Source organism: Martinezella dioscoreae, assembly GCF_009176305.1.
Classification (GTDB): domain Bacteria; phylum Pseudomonadota; class Alphaproteobacteria; order Rhizobiales; family Rhizobiaceae; genus Rhizobium; species Rhizobium dioscoreae.
Genome location: NZ_BLAJ01000004.1, coordinates 657,121 through 675,591 on the forward strand (window position 1 = coordinate 657,121; position 18,471 = coordinate 675,591).

At 59.2% G+C, this 18,471-nt stretch carries 19 protein-coding genes; 14 read left to right on the plus strand and 5 right to left on the minus strand.

Annotated elements, in window-relative coordinates:
- Positions 1-443 precede the first annotated feature (443 nt).
- From GDN47_RS20275 to GDN47_RS20290, 4 genes are all read right to left on the minus strand, one after another.
- On the minus strand, positions 444-1,235 hold the full coding sequence (locus GDN47_RS20275; RefSeq protein ID WP_145635694.1) for an amino acid ABC transporter ATP-binding protein: 792 nt from the start codon (positions 1,233-1,235) through the stop codon (positions 444-446).
- Complete coding sequence (locus tag GDN47_RS20280) at positions 1,232-1,900, minus strand: amino acid ABC transporter permease (RefSeq protein ID WP_152094110.1); 669 nt, start codon at positions 1,898-1,900, stop codon at positions 1,232-1,234. Before GDN47_RS20280 ends, GDN47_RS20275 begins: the two co-directional genes overlap by 4 nt.
- On the minus strand, positions 1,897-2,538 hold the full coding sequence (locus GDN47_RS20285; protein WP_113353004.1) for an amino acid ABC transporter permease: 642 nt from the start codon (positions 2,536-2,538) through the stop codon (positions 1,897-1,899). Before GDN47_RS20285 ends, GDN47_RS20280 begins: the two co-directional genes overlap by 4 nt.
- A 97-nt stretch (positions 2,539-2,635) precedes the next feature.
- A complete protein-coding gene (locus GDN47_RS20290) occupies positions 2,636-3,463 on the minus strand; it encodes a transporter substrate-binding domain-containing protein (protein WP_113331814.1) in 828 nt (275 codons plus the stop codon).
- 228 nt (positions 3,464-3,691) lie between these two features.
- Here GDN47_RS20290 and hutC point away from each other — a divergent pair, with 228 nt between their 5' ends.
- The 4 genes from hutC to GDN47_RS20310 all read left to right on the plus strand — a co-directional run bounded on the left by hutC (position 3,692) and on the right by GDN47_RS20310 (position 7,373).
- A complete protein-coding gene (gene hutC, locus GDN47_RS20295) occupies positions 3,692-4,435 on the plus strand; it encodes a histidine utilization transcriptional repressor HutC (protein WP_152094111.1) in 744 nt (247 codons plus the stop codon).
- Positions 4,432-5,373, plus strand: coding sequence for a LysR family transcriptional regulator (locus tag GDN47_RS20300; protein WP_152094112.1), 942 nt, complete (start codon positions 4,432-4,434; stop codon positions 5,371-5,373). Before hutC ends, GDN47_RS20300 begins: the two co-directional genes overlap by 4 nt.
- 111 nt (positions 5,374-5,484) lie before the next feature.
- Positions 5,485-6,825: an LLM class flavin-dependent oxidoreductase gene (locus tag GDN47_RS20305; RefSeq protein WP_113353002.1), complete on the plus strand. Its 1,341-nt coding sequence runs from the start codon at positions 5,485-5,487 to the stop codon at positions 6,823-6,825.
- An 11-nt stretch (positions 6,826-6,836) separates the two neighbouring features.
- Positions 6,837-7,373 carry a flavin reductase family protein gene (locus GDN47_RS20310; RefSeq protein WP_113353001.1) on the plus strand — a complete coding sequence of 179 codons (537 nt, stop codon included), beginning with the start codon at positions 6,837-6,839 and terminating at the stop codon, positions 7,371-7,373.
- Here GDN47_RS20310 and GDN47_RS20315 read toward each other — a convergent pair.
- A complete protein-coding gene (locus tag GDN47_RS20315; protein WP_152094113.1) occupies positions 7,350-8,513 on the minus strand; it encodes an aminotransferase in 1,164 nt (387 codons plus the stop codon). The two genes, GDN47_RS20310 and GDN47_RS20315, sit on opposite strands and share 24 nt — an antisense overlap.
- 96 nt (positions 8,514-8,609) lie before the next feature.
- Between GDN47_RS20315 and speB the strand changes: the two genes are divergently transcribed.
- The 10 genes from speB to GDN47_RS20365 all read left to right on the plus strand — a co-directional run bounded on the left by speB (position 8,610) and on the right by GDN47_RS20365 (position 18,362).
- Complete coding sequence (gene speB / locus GDN47_RS20320) at positions 8,610-9,665, plus strand: agmatinase (protein ID WP_113353534.1); 1,056 nt, start codon at positions 8,610-8,612, stop codon at positions 9,663-9,665.
- Between the two features lie 233 nt (positions 9,666-9,898).
- Positions 9,899-10,513, plus strand: coding sequence for a cupin domain-containing protein (locus GDN47_RS20325; RefSeq protein WP_113388679.1), 615 nt, complete (start codon positions 9,899-9,901; stop codon positions 10,511-10,513).
- A gap of 121 nt (positions 10,514-10,634) precedes the next feature.
- Positions 10,635-11,576, plus strand: coding sequence for an ABC transporter substrate-binding protein (locus GDN47_RS20330; protein ID WP_113388579.1), 942 nt, complete (start codon positions 10,635-10,637; stop codon positions 11,574-11,576).
- 90 nt (positions 11,577-11,666) lie between these two features.
- A complete protein-coding gene (locus tag GDN47_RS20335) occupies positions 11,667-12,464 on the plus strand; it encodes an ATP-binding cassette domain-containing protein (protein ID WP_113353532.1) in 798 nt (265 codons plus the stop codon).
- A 2-nt stretch (positions 12,465-12,466) separates the two neighbouring features.
- Complete coding sequence (locus GDN47_RS20340; protein ID WP_233790030.1) at positions 12,467-13,474, plus strand: ABC transporter permease; 1,008 nt, start codon at positions 12,467-12,469, stop codon at positions 13,472-13,474.
- Positions 13,475-13,479: 5 nt separating this feature from the next.
- On the plus strand, positions 13,480-14,568 hold the full coding sequence (locus GDN47_RS20345) for a phosphotriesterase family protein (protein ID WP_113388678.1): 1,089 nt from the start codon (positions 13,480-13,482) through the stop codon (positions 14,566-14,568).
- Positions 14,569-14,594: 26 nt separating this feature from the next.
- Entirely contained in the window at positions 14,595-15,365 is a 771-nt protein-coding gene (locus GDN47_RS20350; protein ID WP_113396487.1) for a glutamine amidotransferase, read from the plus strand.
- Between the two features lie 5 nt (positions 15,366-15,370).
- Positions 15,371-16,285, plus strand: coding sequence for a PfkB family carbohydrate kinase (locus GDN47_RS20355; protein ID WP_113388576.1), 915 nt, complete (start codon positions 15,371-15,373; stop codon positions 16,283-16,285).
- Positions 16,282-17,124 carry a BtpA/SgcQ family protein gene (locus tag GDN47_RS20360; RefSeq protein WP_113421135.1) on the plus strand — a complete coding sequence of 281 codons (843 nt, stop codon included), beginning with the start codon at positions 16,282-16,284 and terminating at the stop codon, positions 17,122-17,124. Before GDN47_RS20355 ends, GDN47_RS20360 begins: the two co-directional genes overlap by 4 nt.
- Positions 17,121-18,362 (plus strand): Zn-dependent hydrolase, encoded by a 1,242-nt coding sequence (locus tag GDN47_RS20365; protein ID WP_152094115.1) that lies wholly within the window; start codon positions 17,121-17,123, stop codon positions 18,360-18,362. The genes GDN47_RS20360 and GDN47_RS20365 overlap by 4 nt, the downstream gene beginning before the upstream one ends.
- The last annotated feature ends 109 nt before the right edge of the window (positions 18,363-18,471 follow it).

Sequence of the window (18,471 nt, forward strand, 5' to 3'; positions counted from 1 at the left end):
CCGGTTCCCCAGCGGCCATTCATTTTCTAGAAGTCAGGGCGTCACAGACGTCTTCGAAGGCGCGCTCCAGACCGCACCGCAGCCGGATTTTTTCCTGGTTGGGTCCCTGGAACATCGTTCAGCGGAGTTTCTTCCTCCTTTCATGCCAACAATGGTCCTGGGGAAGATAATGTCAGCAGGCGGAAGGCACTCACGCCCATATCAGGGCTTGCTGAGGAAATGGCGCACGACACTTCGAGGATGACAACGCAGCGGCAGGGTCCGAATCCACGCAACATATCCGCGGCTTATAGGATGGGAGAAGCTATGATCACATGCACCATTCACCAAGCCGAATTGATTTCGGCTTGGTGAATACTTCATGATCTGCTGCGAGCCGCCGGCCCCAAACACGTCCGCCGGAGCAATAATCCGGCCCGACTCAAGCCGTGCTCGAGGCAACATCAGAGCAACATCGACGCGCCCCGGTCGAGATAGGTATCGAGGAATTGTTCAAGGCGAGGATTTCTCGGCTTCCTGAAGACCTCCTGAGGTGGCCCGCTAAACAGCACCTTGCCGTGATCGAGAAAGATGATCTGCTGGCCGACGGTCGCGGCGAAGCCGATTTCGTGCGAAACGACAACCATGGTCATGCCCTCGGCCGCCAGGTCGCGCATGACGTTCAGGACTTCGCCGGTCAGTTCCGGATCGAGGGATGAGGTCGGTTCATCGAACAGCATGATCTTCGGCTTCAAAGCGAGAGCGCGGGCGATCGCCACGCGTTGCTGTTGTCCGCCGGAAAGCTGCGAGGGATAATGCCCTGCTCTCGCCTCGAGCCCGACCTTGACGAGTTGCGCCATGGCCGCATCCTCGGCCTGCTTACGGCTCATCTTGTGAACCGTCTTCAAGGCCTCGCTGACATTGCCGAGCGCCGTCATATGCGGCCAGAGATTGAATTGCTGGAACACCATGCCGATCTGGGCGCGGATCGAACGATTGGTAGTCGCCGAGACACGTTCACGCCGTCCTTGAGCATCCTCGGTGAAGCCGAGGACCTCGCCGTTGATGGAGATCGTTCCGCGCGTCGCCTCTTCAAGGAAAGCCATGCATCGTAAAAGCGTGCTTTTGCCCGAGCCGGATGGACCGATGAGGCAGGAGACCTGCCCCGGCTCGATGGCAAGATCGATACCATGGAGGACCGTGGTCTCTCCGAACGTCTTGATGAGATTCCTGACTTCTATAGCGGGGACGCTCATGCGTTGAAAAACCTGAATCTGGAAAGTTTCGTTTCGGCAAGGTTGCCAAGCCAGCCGGTGACTTCGACGAGCACCCAGTAGAAGAGCGCCAGGGCCGACAGCGCCTCGACGAAGGCATATTGCTGCGATCCGATCGCACTGAGCGTCGCCGTCAATTCCGGCACGGTGATGATGGAGAGGACCGCCGTCTCCTTCATCAGGATGACGGTCATGTTCACGCAGGGCGGCAGCACTAGCATCGTCATCTCCGGCAGGAGAATGCGCCTTATGATCTGCCCGCGCGTCAAGCCGACGCATTCGCCAGCCTCGATATGGCCTTTCGGCACGGCGCGAAATCCGGAACGGAAGATTTCGCTGAAATAGGCCGCGCCATAGATCGAAATGCCGATCAGCCCCGCCGGCACAGGATCGAGCTCGAGGCCAACGAACGGCCCGCCATAATAGACGAGGAAAATCTGGATAAGAAATGGCGTGCCGCGCAGCACCGCCACGACGGCACCCAGCACCTTGTCGACGACCACGCCGCCATATTGCCGGGTGACCGCCATCAGGAAGCCGATAATGGCAGCGGCGATGGTGCCCACGATCCAGATCATGATCGTGACGCCGGCACCGCTGAGGATGGCAGGCCATTGGCCGATGAGGACGTTGATATCGAAGGTCATCGCGCTACCCCCGGCAATCTGCTTTCGATCAAGCCGCCGGCAAGCGCCACCACCCAATTGATCACGAGATAGATGAGGCCAGCGGCCGCGAAGATCTGCAGCGGCAGGAAGGTGCTGCCGGCAAGATCCTGGGCCATGCGGGTGAGTTCGACGATGCCGACAACGGAGACCAGCGACGACGCCTTCAGGATAAGGATCGCCTCATTGACGAGAGCTGGGAATGTGAGACGCAGCGCGATCGGAACCTTGATGCGGCGGAATATCTGGCGTGGTGTCAGCCCGACCATTTCCGCCGACTCCACTAGGCCCAGCGGCACACTGGCAAAGCCGCCCCGCAGGTTCTCTGCCTGGTATGCGGCCGTGCAGAGCGACAGGCCGATGATGGCGGCAACGATGCTCGGCACGTTGAGGCCGATAGCCGGAAGCAGATTATAGATCAGCAGCAATTGCACCAGCAGCGGCACGCCGCGGAAAAAGCTGATGAAAAACTGGGCAGGTCGCACGAAAAGGCTACGCCCCGTCAGCAACATTCCCGAAATCAGGATCGCAATTGCGAAACCGATAAAGATCGAAACAAAGCTGATCGTCACCGTGTAGATGGATGCCTGCAGAAGCAATCCAAAGAGCTCGATGGACATTGTTGAGTGTTCGCCCGCGTGGTGACCAGGAAGCTGGGATCTCGCTCATCAGCCGAGCCCGGCAGCAAAGCGGGCACGGCCGATTTCCGAGGGCTGATCAGAATGCCGGGTCCTTGACGGCGTCAGGCGTGTCGAAGCTTGCGCCGAACCACTTCTTCTGCAGCGTCGCCATGCGGCCGTCAGCCTTGATCTTCAACATGGCTGCATCGATGGCGTCCATCAACGGTGCGTGATCAGCATCCTTCAAGCCGATGAAGCCGAAATAGGACTTCTTGCCGAAGGGCGGCAGCACGACTTCGAACGTGCCTTCACGCTGTTTGGCGACGAATGCAATATTCGGCAGCGAGTTGGCAACGCCGGCGATACGGCCGGCTGCGAGGTCGGCATAGGATTCGGTAAAGGCCGGGTATTCGCGGATATCGGCTTTCGTCGGCAGTGTGTCAGAAAACTCCTTCAGCTGATCGAGCTGCGCGGTTGCCTTGCCAACGCCGATCTTCTTGCCGGCGATATCTTCTGGCTTGCTGATCGTCTTGTCACCGGCCTTTTTCAGGATCGCGATGGTTGCTTCGGCCAGAGGCGGTGTGAAACGATAACGCTCCATGCGCTTCTTGGTGATCGTCGCCGGGCCGGCAACGACGTCGAACTTTCCAGCTTCAAGCGCCGGGAAAACGCCGTCCCATGGCAGCGTGACCCATTCGATCTTCACGCCCAGTTCCTTGCCGATCTCGTCGAAGAGGTCGACGTTCAAGCCGACATGCTTGCCTGCATCGATGAAATCGAAGGGGGCAAAGGCCGTCTCGGTGCCGACTTTCAGGGTGCCGGCGGCCTTGACGGCGGCAAGCGTGTCAGCCGCATGGGCCGAAATCGTTGCGCCAAACAAAAGTGCGGCGCCCACCAATCCCTTCAGAAGCGAATTCTTCCTCATGTCTTTCTCTCCAGTTTTGTGCCCTTCCTTTGGAAGGTTCAGGTTCCCCAAACGTTGTCCCGTCCGGCCGATTTTTATGACCTTTTGTCTATACAAATAGATACAGCCTCGCCTACACTGTCAAATACAAAACATAACGAACGCAAGAATTATGCCGCATGATGCCCGATGGATTTGGCAGACGCGGTTTCCACGGACACTGAATTCATTGCCGGAGCAAGGCGAGCGTTGGTCCCAATTCATCAGAGAATTCTGAAGGATATAGAAAGCAAGATCATGAGCGGCATTTGGCCGCCGGGGCACCGAATACCCGTCGAGCATGAGCTGCTGAAAGAGTATCGATGCTCCCGGATGACCGTGAACAAGGCGCTTTCGACCCTGGCCGAGCGTGGCATGATCATACGCCGCCGCAAGCTCGGTTCCTTCGTCGCCTCGCGGCAAATCGACCGCACGGTGATGGATATTCAAGATATTTCCACGGAAGCAGAACTGGCGGGACACGAGCATAGCCACACGATACTGATACGGAAGATCGAGAGGCTCGATGCCGCCACCGCGATGCGGCTCGGCGAAACCATGGGGGCGGAAATCCTGCGGCTCCACTGCTTGCACGCGGTCGACGGCAAGGCGAATACATTGGAGCGGCGCATCGTCATGCTGGACGTAGTGCCATCTGCAAGAACAGAGAGTTTCGCTTCGGTCCCACCCGGTAAATGGTTGCTGGACATGGTGCCCTGGTCGAAGGCCCGGCATGTCATTCGTGCCGTCTCGGCCGATGCCGCGACGGCGCGCCTGCTTGAAACCGAACGCGGCGAAGCCTGTCTGATGCTCATCCGTCAGACATGGCAGAGCAGTCGCACGGTCACCTATGTCGAGTTCATCCATCCCGGCGATCGCTTCCAGTTCGCCGGCGACTTTTATCCAAACGAGAGAGCTGTCACCGATCAACCGTCGCGGGGAGATGCCTTTTGAACGAGAAACACATCGGCAGGACTGCTCCGCTCAAAGGCTTGCAGGCTTTCGAAGCTGTCGGCCGTTGCGGCAGCGTGAACGCGGCAGCTTTGGAGCTGAAGGTTTCGCCCGGAGCGATCAGTCAGCAAATCCGCAAGATCGAGAGCTTTCTCGGCGTCACCTTGCTCGAGCGCAATGGTCGCACGGTGGAACTCACCCAATGGGGAAGGCTCTATCATCAGGAAATATCGAAGGGATTCGAGCAGTTCGCGGTTGCTGAACAGGTCCTGGAACGGGCACGCAACGAAAATGCGCTTGTGCTCAGTGCGCTATCTTCGGTCGTCAACAAATGGATTGGGCGGCGAATCTTCGACTGGCAGGCCCTTCATCCAAACGCACATGTGAGGATCGTCGGTCGCGACAAGGAACCGCGCATGGGCTTCGACGACATCGATTTCCGCATCAGTTACGGATCGGACGTATTGCAGCATGAACATTATACGGAGCTGTTCCGCGATTGGGTGGTTCCCGCCTGCTCACCGGCATTGATCAAGGGCAACGCGCCTTCCGCGGCGCAACTTCTTCAATATCCGCTCCTGCATGTCGAATGGGAGCGGCATTTCACGCCCTATCCGAGCTGGCTTGAATTCGCCGCGAAGACCGGGGCGGCGCTCGAGGAAACCGCCGCGGGCCTTTCCTTCACCCTGTCGAGCAGCGCAATTGACGCCGCCGTCAACAAGCGCGGCGTGGTTCTCGCGCAGATGTCGATGATTGCTGATGAACTCGAGGCGCAGACGCTGGTCATTCCCATCGACATACGCATTCCCTTGCGCGAAAGCTATTTTCTCGCCTGGGATAGGGCGGCCTTGGAAAAACCCCACGGACGCCAGTTCCGCGATTGGCTTCTCACCATTTCTCGCCAGCAAGCCCTCATGTCGGCACCGACATCGACATTTTAGAAAAACTAAAACGGAACTCAGCTCCGCGATATTGATGAAATTTTGCGCCTGGCGATAATTTGTACATTCGCCGTCAACGGGACGGCGTGGCCGATATAAAGGGAAAATTCGATGGCGCGGACCGATAAGATGAAACTCGGAACTTTCGTCTATACGTTCGGCTTTCATCCGGCCTCCTGGCTACATCCGGCAAGCGATGTCAACGGCGCCAACGACTTCGCGCATCTGCTCGATGTCGCCAAGCGATCCGAAGCGGCCAAATTCGACTTCATGTTCATGGCTGATTCTCCGGCGGCCGCCGTCGGCGATCCCAATGCACTCGCCCGCATCCCGACCAAGATGAACCGCTTCGAGCCGCTCTCGCTGCTTTCGGCACTGGCGGTGACGACCAACGATCTCGGGCTCGTGGCAACGGTCTCGACAAGCTACTATGAGCCCTACAATGTGGCGCGTCTGTTTTCCTCGATCGACCATCTGAGCAAGGGTCGCGCCTGCTGGAATGTCGTCACCTCTGACCACGACGAAACCGGCTACAACTTCAATCGCGAAGGGCTCGATCCGCACGCGCTGCGCTACGAGCGCGGCAACGAGTTCGTCGACGTCGTCTTCGGCCTTTGGGACAGCTTCGAGGAGGGCGCGCTCCTTCTCGATCGCGAAAACGGCGTCTACTATGACAAGGACAAGCACCACACGCTCAACCACAAGGGCAAGCATTTTCAGGTTCGCGGCCCCCTCAATATCGCCCGAACGCCGCAGGGCCGTCCTGTCATCGCCCAGGCGGGCGGTTCCGAACCCGGTATGGACATGGCGGCACGCACGGCCGAGATCGTCTTCAGCCTGGCCTCGAACATCGAGCGGAACCAGGCCTTTTACGAGAATGTCAAAGGCCGGATGGCTGCCTATGGGCGTGATCGCGACGACCTGAAAATCATGCCGGGCATCGTCATCAACGTCGGCGAAACCGAGGCCGAAGCAAAGGCGAAGGTGGATTATCTGATCGACAAGATGCATCCCGATGTCGGGCGGCTGATGCTCTCCGAGTTCCTGGAGGCGGACCTGCGCGGCGTGGCCCTCGATGAGCCCTTCCCGATGGACCGTCTGCCGGCGGCGCCAAAGGGATCGCGTGCCTTGTTCGACGAACTGGTGGATTTCGTCAAGAGCGGCCATACGGTTGGCGAGCTGATCCGACACTATGCCGAGAAGCACACCGGTAATGGCATAACGGGCACGCCTGCCCAGATCGCCGACTACATGGAGGAATGGTTCGAAACGCGTGCGGCCGACGGCTTTATCCTGATGTTTCCGACCCTGCCGTCCAGCCTCGACGATTTCGTGCGGCTCGTGCTGCCGGAGCTTCGCCGCCGCGGGCTGTTCCGCGAGGAATATGAAGGCAAGACCCTGCGCGAAAACCTCGGCATTTCGATGCCGGCAAACCGCTTTGCCAAGACGTGAGGGCGAGGCCGATGGGTAACGACGCTCTGATCAGCGACACGGAATTCAGGCTATCGATGCGTCATTTGGCCGGCGCGGTCAGCGTGATCACGGTCGGTGACGGCCAGGACCGTACCGGTTTCACCGCGACGTCGGTTTCCTCATTTTCGGCGGATCGGCCTTCCGTCATCGTCAGCGTCAACAGGACTTCTTCCTCTTGGCCGGCGCTGCAGCGATACGGCTGTTTCTGCGTTAACGTGCTTGCGGCCGACCAGCAGCACGTCGCGCAATCCTTTTCCGGCATTGGCGGACGCAAGGGCGCCGACCGCTACGAGGGTGCCGAGTGGTATCGCCTCAGGACAGGCGCAGCCGCTCTTGAAAATGCCCTGACGGTCCTCGACTGCAAGCTCGAAACCACATTCCATCATCACTCCCATGCCATTCTGATCGGGCACATCCGTGCGATGGAGATCCGGCGGGACGCAAGACCGCTGCTCTACTGGCAAGGCGGCTATCATGACCTGCCGGCGGCTGCTGATCGCCCCCTAGCGGAGCCGATCCGGCAGTAGTCCGATGGAAGTGACATCGGCATTGGCAAAGGCAAGCCTAAGGTAGCGCTCCTGGCCCTCGCCGAAATATGCGCCTGGTATGCAGACGACACCGCGTTCCCTCGCGAGTTCCTCGGCAACCTCGGACGACGATCGGCCCTCGAAGGGATGGCGAACAAAGGCGAAATAGGCGCCGATCGCCGCAATCTCCCAACCCACCAGCCCGGAAAACGCCGATCTCAAGGCATCGGCCCGGCGAGCGATTTCCAGCCTGTTGCCGGCCCGCCAATCGGCAAGGACAGGCAAAGCCGACGCAACCGCGATCTGAGCCGAACGCGGGGCGCAGATTTGCATATTGTCCATGACTTTCGCGATCTCAGCGACGAGCCCGAGGCCCGCCGTGACGGCGCCTAGCCGATGGCCGGGAATGCAGAAGGATTTCGAGAAGCTGTAGAGAAGGACAAGCGTATCCTCCCAGCCCGGCTCCGACAGCAGGGCGTGCGGCCGGCCGTAACCTTTGGCCAGGAAGTCGCGATAGGTTTCGTCGACGACCAGCCAGGCGCCGTATTTTCGGCACAGCGAGAAAAGCTCGTGAAGCAGCTGAGGCGGATAGACTGCTCCGCTCGGATTGTTGGGCGTAACGACGGCAAGCATCTTCGCGCCGGCCGCAAGCGCGGCTTCGGCAGAGCCGAGATCGGGAAGAAAGCCGGTTGCAGGATCGCACTCGACCAGTCGGCGCCCGATCCCCAACATCGACAACGTCGTGTCGTGATTGAAATAGAAAGGATTGGTGAGCGCTACCGTATCGCCCGCGCCCGCAAGCGCAATCGCCGTGCACATGAACGCCTGATTGCAGCCGGCCGTGATATGGATATTGCCGGCAGATATGTCAGCGCCATAGAGCTCCGCGACATGGGCGGCATAGGCCTGGCGCAGCAAAGGCTCGCCCTCGATCGGCCCGTATCCTGTCATCGCCTGTTGTGCCGCCGTCTCGCCGAGAAGCCGCAGCATCTCCGGGTGTGCGGGATAGCCGGGCACAGCCTGCGACAGATCGATGAGTGGCCCCTTCGATCCCTTGTATTCGCGTCCCCAGGCGACGACGGAAGGAATGGGCGGAGGCGAGAGGCGGGCAACGAGCGAATTGGATTTTGCAGCGGTCATATCGATTTCTCTTTGATACCGATTGCTACAACGATACCAATTGTTTTCTCAACCTCTTTGTTGAGCGGGACGAACCTCAAGCGGAGACGCATGCGCATGGTGTGGGACAAGACGCGGCTCGAACAGCTGCGCGCGGAATTTTCAGACGCCAATGGCGGCGAGATATTCGACGAGAAGTTTCGCAAAGTGGCGGAGAAAATCATCTCCAAGAGCGGTACGAGACTGGCGCCATATGCCGGTGTGCCGACTTTCCTCAGCGCGCCCTACATGCAGGTCGCGGCCGACGAGCCTGACTTCGGCAATCTTCAGGTCGCGATAACGGGAATCCCGATGGATCTTGGCGTCACCAATCGCCCCGGCTCCCGCTTCGGACCGCGTGCTCTTCGCGCCATCGAAAGGATCGGTCCTTACAACCACGTTCTGGGAACGGCGCCGGTCTTCGATCTTCGGGTCGCCGACATTGGCGACGTGCCGTTCCAGAGCCGCTACCGGCTGGAACTCAGCCACGACGACATCGAGAAGCGTATCGGCCAGATCGTCGATGCCGGCGTCGCACCGCTGTCGGTGGGTGGCGATCATTCCATCAGCCACCCGATCTTGAAGGCTGTCGGCCGGAAGGAGCCGGTCGGTCTCATTCATATCGATGCGCATTGCGACACCAGCGGTGCCTTCGATCAAACCAAATTTCATCACGGGGGACCGTTCCGCAATGCCGTGCTGGACGGCGTGCTCGATCCGACAAGGACAATCCAGATCGGCATACGCGGTTCAGCGGAATACCTATGGGAATTCTCCTATAAATCGGGAATGACCGTGATCCACGCCGAGGACCTCAGCGGAAAGGGGATGGAAGCCGTCATCGCCAAGGCCAAATCCATCGTCGGCGACGGCCCGACCTATCTCTCCTTCGACATCGACAGCCTCGATCCGAGCTTCGCGCCGGGCACGGGCACGCCCGAGATCGGCGGATTGACGACGCGCGAAGTTCTTGAGTTGATCCGCGGGCTGAAGGGCGTGAACCTCGTGGGCGGCGACGTCGTCGAGGTCGCACCGCAATATGACGCAACGACCAACACAGCACATGCCGGAGCCCAGGTGCTCTTCGAGATTCTGAGCCTCATGGTGTTCAGCCCGTCGATCGGCGGACGCTGAATGTTGCGGACCAATCCGCGCGAAGTCCGCGAATAATCTCCAGCAACGTCGCCGCAGGTCGACGAGAGGACCGCATAACGGAATTCAGGACGACAATCAGCTTTCCCTGTGAAACAGGCGCTGGTGGAGAAGTCGCCCTGGCGCCCATGTCACTGGCGCTCGTGATAGCTAGACAGATGCAGAGGGGTGGCGTTAAGCTTTGGCTTTGTAACGGCGACACCAGAAACATGAACATGATTGGATCCCCCGGGAAATCGGGAGAAGACAACGAGGAAAAGATACTGACCAATCCGGCGCGGCTTGGAGGCCGTCTAAGGCTCGCCAGGCAAACCCGGGGCTTGACCCTTAAGGCTCTCGCCCTGGCCGCGGATTGCTCTGAAAGCCTTTTGTCGAAAATTGAAAACGGCAAGGCTTCGCCCTCGTTACCGATGTTGCATAGGCTTGTCGGTGTTCTGGGTACGAATATTGGCTGGATGTTCGAGGAGGCCGACGGTGAAGAGGGCATCGTCTTCCGTTCCGGGACAAGGCCTTTGATTGGACTCGACCCATTGCGCAGAGGGGAAGGCATATCTCTCGAACGGATAATCCCCTATTCGCAAGGCCATCTGCTTCAATGCAACATCCACCACATTGAGGCTGGCGGCCAAAGTGCCGGGCCGATCCAGCATGTCGGCGAAGAGGTTGGATACGTTCTTGCCGGCGAGATCGAACTGATGGTCGGGGAACGAACATTCCGGCTTTCCATCGGCGACAGCTTCGTCTTCAATTCCGAGCTGCCCCATTGGTATCGCAATGTGGGAGCGGATCGCGCAAGCATCTTCTGGGTCAATACACCGGCGACCTTCTAGCCACGCCACCGTCCTGAAAGCGAACTTGCGATCATCTTCAAAGCCACAAATTCAAGTCACTTGACAAGCATTCAAGTTACTTGAATACTCCCCTTGCAATCCAAAAACATGGGGAACGATCATGCATCTCAAGAAATACCTGTTCGGTTGCGCGATTGGCGCGACCGTGGCACTTGCCTGCGGTGCCGGCGCCGCGATGGCGAATACGCTGGCTCTCGTGACGATCAACCAGCAGGCTCTCTTCTTCAACCAGATCAATGACGGCGCCAAGGAGGCGGCAAAGAAAGCCGGCGCCGATCTCGTCATATTCAACGCCAACAACGTGCCCAGCGCGCAAAATGACGCCATCGAGAACTACATCACCCAGAAGGTCGACGGCATCATATTGGTCGCCATCGACGTCAACGGAGTGAAGCCTGCAATCACCGCCGCCAAGAAGGCCGGCATTCCGGTCATCGCTATCGATGCCCAGATTCCGAACGGCGACAACATCGCCTTCGTGGGTGTCGACAATACCAAGGCGGGTGAGGAGATCGGCAAGTTCTATTCCGATTACGTCAAGGACAAGATGGGCGGCAGCGCCAAGGTCGGCGTGGTCGGCGCACTCAATTCCTTCATCCAGAACCAGCGTCTTGATGGATTCAAGGCGGCGGTAAAGGCTGGCGGCCAGAAGGTCGATTTCCTCGATACGGTGGACGGTCAGAACGTCCAGGATGTCGCCCTCAGCGCGGCGGAAAATCTCATTACCGCCAATCCCGACATGACGACGCTGTATGCGACCGGCGAACCAGCACTCCTCGGCGCCGTTGCGGCCGTCACCAGCCAGGGCAAAACAGGTAACGTGAAGGTCTTCGGCTGGGATCTGACCAAGCAAGCGATCGAGGGCATCGATCAGGGTTGGGTGACGGCCGTTATCCAGCAGGATCCGGCCGGCGAAGGTAAGGCGGCCGTCGAAGCGCTCGTCAAGGTGAAAAAGGGCGAGAAGATCGATCCGATCATCAACGTGCCTGTCACCATCGTCACCAAGGAAAATGTCGACAAGTTCCGGGGCATGTTCAAATAACTCCCCGCATCTCGTCACGTCATGGCCGATCGCATCGGCCATGACGTTGTGGCATCATGGCTAAGGCCATTTCCGCAAGGCAGCATTGATATGACAAACGCTGATACCTACCGCGTCAGGATGACCGGTATTTCCAAACGCTATGGCACGATGCAGTCGTTGGACAATGTGTCGTTGACCTTGAAGCCGGGCGAGGTCCTCGGCCTCGTCGGTGACAACGGCGCCGGCAAATCGACCTTGAGCAAAGTGCTTTCGGGCGCGGTGATCCCGGATTCAGGAACGATCGAGATCGACGGAAAACCCGTTTCCTTTGCCTCGCCCGCTGATGCGCGCGCCGCGCATGTCGAGATGGTCTACCAGGACCTGTCCCTTTGCGACACCGTCGACGTGGCGGGAAATCTTTTTCTGGGGCGTGAACCGAAATGGAAGCTTGCGGGCATTCCAATCCTCGACAAGAAGACCATGCATGAACGGGCGCGCCATATGCTGGAAGGGCTTGGCATTGTCATACCGGACACACGTCTGAAGGTCGAAAATCTCTCGGGCGGCCAACGTCAGTCGATTGCTATTGGACGCGCAGCGTCATTTAATCCCTCGGTCCTCATCATGGACGAGCCGACGGCGGCCCTGGCTGTTGCCGAAGTCGAGGCGGTGCTGGAGCTCATCCGCACGGTCAGCGCCCGCGGCGTCAGCGTCATTCTGATCACGCATCGGCTGCAGGATCTCTTCCTCGTCTGCGATCGCATCCAGGTGATGTATGAGGGGCAAAACGTCGCCGAGCGCCTTATCGCCGAAACGAATATCGAAGAAGTCGTCAACCTGATCGTCGGTCGCAAGTTCTCCGCGCGCTCGGCCGGCCAACATACCGAGCGAGGCGCTTCCATATGACCATGACATCCTCTCACGCCCAAACCGACACGTCGTCTCGGCTGCGGAAGGCTCGCCTCTACGACAAGGCGATAGCCAATGGCGGCATTGTTTCAATCGCCCTGTTTTTCATCGCGGTCTGCATTTTCTTCTCCCTCTTTACAAATGTCTTTCTGACCGCTCCCAATCTCTTGAACGTGGTCAGACAATCCGCCCCCTTGTTGATCGTGGCGGCGGCCATGACCTTCGTCATCACGACAGGCGGTATCGATCTTTCGGTTGGATCCGTATTGGCCCTTGCAGCAACGCTTTCGGCCGCCTGCCTGCAGGCAGGAATCGCGTGGTCGATTGTCGTTGTTTTGATGATGCTTCTTGGCGCGGCGACCGGATTAATCCAAGGATATTTCATCGCCTATGAGCGGATCCCCGCCTTCATCGTCACGCTGGCCGGACTATCGGTCATCAGGGGGCTGGCGCTGCTTATCACCGGTGGCTATTCGATTCCGGTCGATCCGCAGAGCCCGTTCACCGCGATTGGCCAGGCCTGGTTCGTTGGCATCCCTGCCCCCGCGATGATCGCGATCGTTGCCCTCATCGCGGCCTATATCGCCTTCAACGAAACGCCGTTCGGGCGATACGTCACCGGCATCGGCGCCAATGCCGAGGCGGTGCGCCGCTCAGGCGTCAACACGCGGCGAGTCACCCTATTCGTCTATGTGATATCGGGCGTGGCAGCCTCCGTCGCAGGCATCATTCTTGCCGCGCGCCTGGGGTCCGGTTCCTCAAATGCCGGGCAAGGCTTCGAGCTCGATGTCATCGCCGCGGTTGTACTGGGCGGTACGAGCCTGTTCGGCGGGCGCGGTTCAGTGGTCGGAACGGTGCTCGGCGCACTGACGGTTGCCGTCATCGCCAACGGCCTGATCCTCTCGCACATGTCGCCCTTCTTCACGCCGATCGTCACCGGGGTCATCATCCTCGTGGCAATCTGGTTGAACTTCCGCCTTTTCAAAGGCGCGATAAGAGGCCGCTGAGCATGATGGATCATCTCTTTGCCGAGGGGGCCAGAACGCGGCACGCCATTGGCGTTCATACCGGATGCGCGATGACCGTGCTCGGCCCAATTCCGGTCGCGGACATGGGTGTGACACTCATGCATGAGCACATCTTCCTTGACGGAGCGACCTCATGGAAGTGCCCTTGCCATCCCGACGAAAAGGCGATCGCCGAACAGCCGGTTGGAATAGAGATCATCGGCGAGTTGCGGATGAACCCCTATATGAACCGCGACAACGTCTCGCTGGATGATCGGGATCTGGCGCTAGCCGAACTTTCCCGCTTCCAGAAGCTTGGCGGCCATACCGTGGTTGAAACCACCAACTTTGGCATAGGGCGCGATGCCGAACAATTGGCCCGCATCGCCCGCATGTCCGGTCTGAAGATCATCATGGGAACCGGTTTCTACCTGGAGCATACGCATCCGGAGTGGCTGAAGGGCATGGATCTGGACGAGGTCACCGCCTTCATCGTCAACGACGTCGGCGGTGGCGAAACCCAGCCAGATATCATGGCAGGCATCATCGGTGAGGTCGGCGTCAGCAAGGACTTTACAGCCGAGGAGCAAAAATCCTTGAGGGCATCGGCGCGAGCCTCGCGGTTGACTGGCCTGCCTCTATCCATCCATTTGCCGGGATGGGAACGCCTTGCCCATCGCGTCCTTGATGTGGTCGAGGATGAAGGCGCGGACCTGCGTCACACCGTGCTCTGCCACATGAATCCCAGCCATAATGATCTTCATTATCAAAAGAGCCTCGCGGAACGCGGTGCCTTCCTGGAATACGACATGATCGGCATGGATTATTATTACGCCGATCAGAATGCGCAATCGCCATCGGACGAGGAGAACGCGAGGGCGATCAGGGCGCTCATAGACCTGGGCTTCGCCGATCGGCTGCTTCTGTCTCAGGACGTCTTTCTCAAGATCATGCTGACCCGCTATGGCGGCTTCGGCTACGGCTACATTCTCAAGCATTTCCTGCCGCGACTGAAGCGTCACGGTGTCGATCAGCAGGCGATCGACCAAATGCTGATCACCAATCCCCAATCGGTATTTTCCGCCTCGGCCTGAAGGTCGGGTGCATCCAAGGAGCAGACATGAGCAAGAAAAAGGTTCTTCTGGCGGGTGAATCATGGGTTTCGACCGCCACCCATATCAAGGGTTTCGATCAGTTTCCGACGGTAACCTATCACACCGGTGCCGACGACTTGCTGAAGGCATTGAAGGACAGCGCCTTTGATGTCACCTTCATGCCGGCCCATGAGGCGCAGCGTGATTTCCCGCTGACAGCCGAAGCACTCGCGGAATATGACGCGGTCGTTCTGTCCGATATCGGCGCAAACACGCTGCTATTGCACCCTGATACCTGGATTCATTCCAAGAGGACGCCAAACCGGCTGAAGCTGCTGCGCGATTACGTTACAAATGGCGGCGCGTTGCTGATGTTCGGCGGCTATTACAGCTTCCAAGGCATCAATGGCGGCGCGCGCTATCATAAAACGCCAGTGGAGGAGGTGCTGCCGGTAACCTGCCTTGCCATCGATGACCGCGTTGAAGTTCCCGAGGGGTTTTCGCCCGTCGTGACAGGCAATGACACCCACCCGGTTCTCAAAGGCCTCGGCAAAGATTGGCCCTACCTTCTCGGTTTCAATGAGGTGAAGGCGAAGCCAGGAGCTGACGTGCTTGCGACGGTTTCAGGCGAATATGGTTCGCAGCCACTTTTGGTAACCGGCACCTATGGCGCCGGCAGGACACTCGTCTGGACTTCGGATGTCGGTCCACACTGGCTGCCGCCGGAGTTCATTGCCTGGAACGGCTACAAGACGCTCTTCGAGCAGATGCTGGCCTGGGCAACGCTCAAGGACTGACGCCCATGCGCCTCCACGTCGTCGGCAATGTCTGCGTCGATACGAGCTTCCGCCTGCCACGCCTGCCGCGTCCGGGGGAAACGCTCAATGCGACCTCGATCGTTGAAGGCATAGGAGGCAAGGGTGCCAATCAAGCCGTGGCGGCGGCGCGAAGCGGGGCAGCGGTGTGCTTCTGGAGCGCGCTTGGCGACGACGACATGGCGGATGGCGTGAGCGAGACGCTGAAGAGCGACCTCGAGGTCGATCGACTGATCCGCCTGCCTCTTTCCACCGACCGTTCGACGATCCTGCTGGAAGAAGCCGGCGAAAACGCCATCGTCAGCGCCGTCGCCTGCGCGCGAGCCTTCGATCCGATCCGGCAATCGGCCCTGACGCGGACCTGGAGCAAGGGCGACATCCTTCTGATGCAGGGCAACCTGTTCAGGGAGGTCACCGCCAGCTGTCTGAAGCTTGCCGGGAGGTCAGGCCTGAAGACGGTGCTCAATGCCAGTCCTCTGTCGGACATGACGGTCGAGGATCTTGCCGACGTGGATCTTGTCATCGTCAATCAAGGCGAAGCCGCGGCGCTGACGGGCATGGAAAGCCCAAGGGCAGCGGCAAACCTGCTTTTGGAGAACGGAGCGAGAAGCGTCGTCGTGACGCTTGGAAGCCAAGGCAGCCTCATATGGGATCAGGCGGATCAAACACCAGTTTTCCTCGCAGCGCCCAAGAGCGCGGTCGTTGATACCAGCGGCGCCGGTGACTGCTTTGCGGGCGTCCTCGTCGGCCTGCTCGCACAAGGAAAACCCCTGACCGCAGCCGCGAACGTGGCAACCAAGGCCGCCGGCATCTCCGTCGGTCGTCTTGGAACGCTCGCCTCCTACCCCTCGCGGGTGGAAATTTCGGACATCATCAAGAGATCAGAACTGGAAAACACATGAGTGGGACAATGAAACCCATCGGGCAGATAGCTGGCAACGCGCTCATCGATCTTTTCGGGCGCGAAAAGGCGATCATAGGCGTCGTTCACCTGGCGCCGCTTCCCGGTGCGCCGCGCTACTCCGGCGAGGAGATCGAGACCGTCTACCAGCGCGGACTTGACGATGCCCGCGCCTACCTTGCCGGCGGCTGCGACGCCGTGATCATCGAGAACCACGGCGATATTCCTTTTTCCAAGCCCGATGACATCGGCCCCGAAACCTCGGCCTACATGGCCGTCATCTCCGATCGCATCCGTCGCGAACTCGGCGGTCCGATCGGCATCAATGTTCTTGCGAATGCCGCCATTCCGGCGCTTGCAATCGCCAGTGCGGCAGGCGCGGGCTTCGTGCGCGTCAATCAATGGGCGAACGCCTATGTCGCCAATGAAGGCTTCATCGAGGGAGAAGCTGCCCGCGCAATGCGCTATCGCGCACGGCTCAATGCCCATGGCATCCGCATCTTCGCCGATGCCCATGTCAAACATGGAGCGCATGCCATCGTTGCGGACCGACCGATCGAGGAACAGGTCAAGGATCTCGTCTTCTTTGACGCAGATGCCATTATCGCCACAGGGCAAAGGACAGGGCATGCAGCCGATCTCGATTACATCAAAATGATCAAGCGGGCGGCGGGGCTGCCGACCCTCGTCGGTAGCGGTGTGACGCCGGAAAATGGTAACGACATTCTGTCAGTAGCCGATGGTGTGATCATTGCAAGCTCACTGAAGTATGATGGCGTCTGGTGGAACGCAGTCGATCCGCAAAGGGTAAAAGACTTCGTGACAGGCATCCATCGATGACGTCATACCCACAAATCAATGCGCAGCGTCTGCTGCGGCGCATTGCCGATTTTGCAACGATAGGAGCAACGCCAGCGGGAGGGGTGAACCGTCAAGCGTTGAGCATCGGAGATAGGACGGCCCGGCGCCAGCTTGCGGAACTGGCCGTTGCCCGCGGTTTCAAAGCCAACCAGGATGCGATTGCCAATCTGTTCATCCGGCGTGAGGGACATGATCCTTCATTGCCACCCGTTTTGATTGGCAGCCATCTTGACAGCCAGCCCACGGGAGGCAGGTTTGATGGTGCGCTTGGCACGCTATCCGCCTTCGAGGTACTGGAAGCCCTTGAGGATGCCGGAGCCGTTACGGAACGATCCGTCGAAGTTGTGTCTTGGACCAACGAGGAAGGTAGCCGCTTCTCTCCCGGCTGCATGGGATCCATGGCCTTTATTGGCGCGGGCGACATGGCTGTGTGGCAGGATGCGCGCGGCACCGACGGGGTCAGGCTTGGCGATGAATTGGAGGCGACATTGAAGGCACTGCCGGAAGCCAAGATGCAGCCGGTCGGCCATGTGGTGTCCGCTTTCGTTGAGATGCATATCGAGCAGGGACCCGTTCTCGAGCGCGCGGGCATCCCGATCGGCCTCGTCACCGGCGTACAAGGAACCAGATGGCTCGAAGTTTCCTTCAGCGGCGAGGCGGCTCATGCTGGCACGACTCCGCTGGAATTCCGCAAAGATCCCATGGCGGCGGCCGTCGCGGCGATCGCGCAACTGCAGCTCCTCGTCATGCCGGCCGATCCGATGGCGCGGCTGACCGTTGGTCGAATGAGCGTCGAACCCAGCTCCGTCAACGTCATTCCAAGCAGGGTCACATTCACCATCGACATCCGCCATCCGCGAGAAGACGTGCTTTCTTCCATAGAAGCTCAAATCGACGCGGAATGCCGCGCGTCGGCTATGCGCCATATGGTCGATGTGCTCATCAAAAAACGTTTCGACTTGGCACCCAGACAATTCGACACGGCAATCGTCGATGTGATCGACAAGGCTTGCGAAAGGCTTGGCGTTTCCAACATGAAATTGGTTTCCGGCGCCTTTCACGATGCACTTTTCATCAGTCGTGTTGCACCGACAGCGATGATATTTGTTCCGTGCCGAGACGGCATCAGCCATAACGAGGCTGAATTTGTCACCTCGGAGAACATCGAGACAGGCGCGAAGGTACTGCTTGAGACTGCCCTTTCCTTGGCTCGATGAGCAATGATCATCCCCCTTAAGGCGGCCGATGATAGCGCGATAGAATCAGCGACGGCATGCGGACGCAGCGGCAGACGATGCCGATCGCGTTGCAGCGAGCGCCAATGGA

Coding starts and splice junctions, on each gene's coding strand:
- GDN47_RS20280 (WP_152094110.1), bottom strand. CDS start 1,900: ATGACCTTCGATATCAACGTCCTCATCGGCCAATGGCCTGCCATCCTC.
- GDN47_RS20350 (WP_113396487.1), top strand. CDS start 14,595: ATGAGCAAGAAAAAGGTTCTTCTGGCGGGTGAATCATGGGTTTCGACC.
- GDN47_RS20330 (WP_113388579.1), top strand. CDS start 10,635: ATGCATCTCAAGAAATACCTGTTCGGTTGCGCGATTGGCGCGACCGTG.
- GDN47_RS20355 (WP_113388576.1), top strand. CDS start 15,371: ATGCGCCTCCACGTCGTCGGCAATGTCTGCGTCGATACGAGCTTCCGC.
- GDN47_RS20275 (WP_145635694.1), bottom strand. CDS start 1,235: ATGAGCGTCCCCGCTATAGAAGTCAGGAATCTCATCAAGACGTTCGGA.
- GDN47_RS20310 (WP_113353001.1), top strand. CDS start 6,837: ATGGGTAACGACGCTCTGATCAGCGACACGGAATTCAGGCTATCGATG.
- GDN47_RS20290 (WP_113331814.1), bottom strand. CDS start 3,463: ATGAGGAAGAATTCGCTTCTGAAGGGATTGGTGGGCGCCGCACTTTTG.
- GDN47_RS20365 (WP_152094115.1), top strand. CDS start 17,121: ATGACGTCATACCCACAAATCAATGCGCAGCGTCTGCTGCGGCGCATT.
- GDN47_RS20340 (WP_233790030.1), top strand. CDS start 12,467: ATGACATCCTCTCACGCCCAAACCGACACGTCGTCTCGGCTGCGGAAG.
- GDN47_RS20305 (WP_113353002.1), top strand. CDS start 5,485: ATGGCGCGGACCGATAAGATGAAACTCGGAACTTTCGTCTATACGTTC.
- GDN47_RS20285 (WP_113353004.1), bottom strand. CDS start 2,538: ATGTCCATCGAGCTCTTTGGATTGCTTCTGCAGGCATCCATCTACACG.
- GDN47_RS20360 (WP_113421135.1), top strand. CDS start 16,282: ATGAGTGGGACAATGAAACCCATCGGGCAGATAGCTGGCAACGCGCTC.
- GDN47_RS20345 (WP_113388678.1), top strand. CDS start 13,480: ATGGATCATCTCTTTGCCGAGGGGGCCAGAACGCGGCACGCCATTGGC.
- speB (WP_113353534.1), top strand. CDS start 8,610: ATGGTGTGGGACAAGACGCGGCTCGAACAGCTGCGCGCGGAATTTTCA.
- GDN47_RS20315 (WP_152094113.1), bottom strand. CDS start 8,513: ATGACCGCTGCAAAATCCAATTCGCTCGTTGCCCGCCTCTCGCCTCCG.
- GDN47_RS20335 (WP_113353532.1), top strand. CDS start 11,667: ATGACAAACGCTGATACCTACCGCGTCAGGATGACCGGTATTTCCAAA.
- GDN47_RS20325 (WP_113388679.1), top strand. CDS start 9,899: ATGATTGGATCCCCCGGGAAATCGGGAGAAGACAACGAGGAAAAGATA.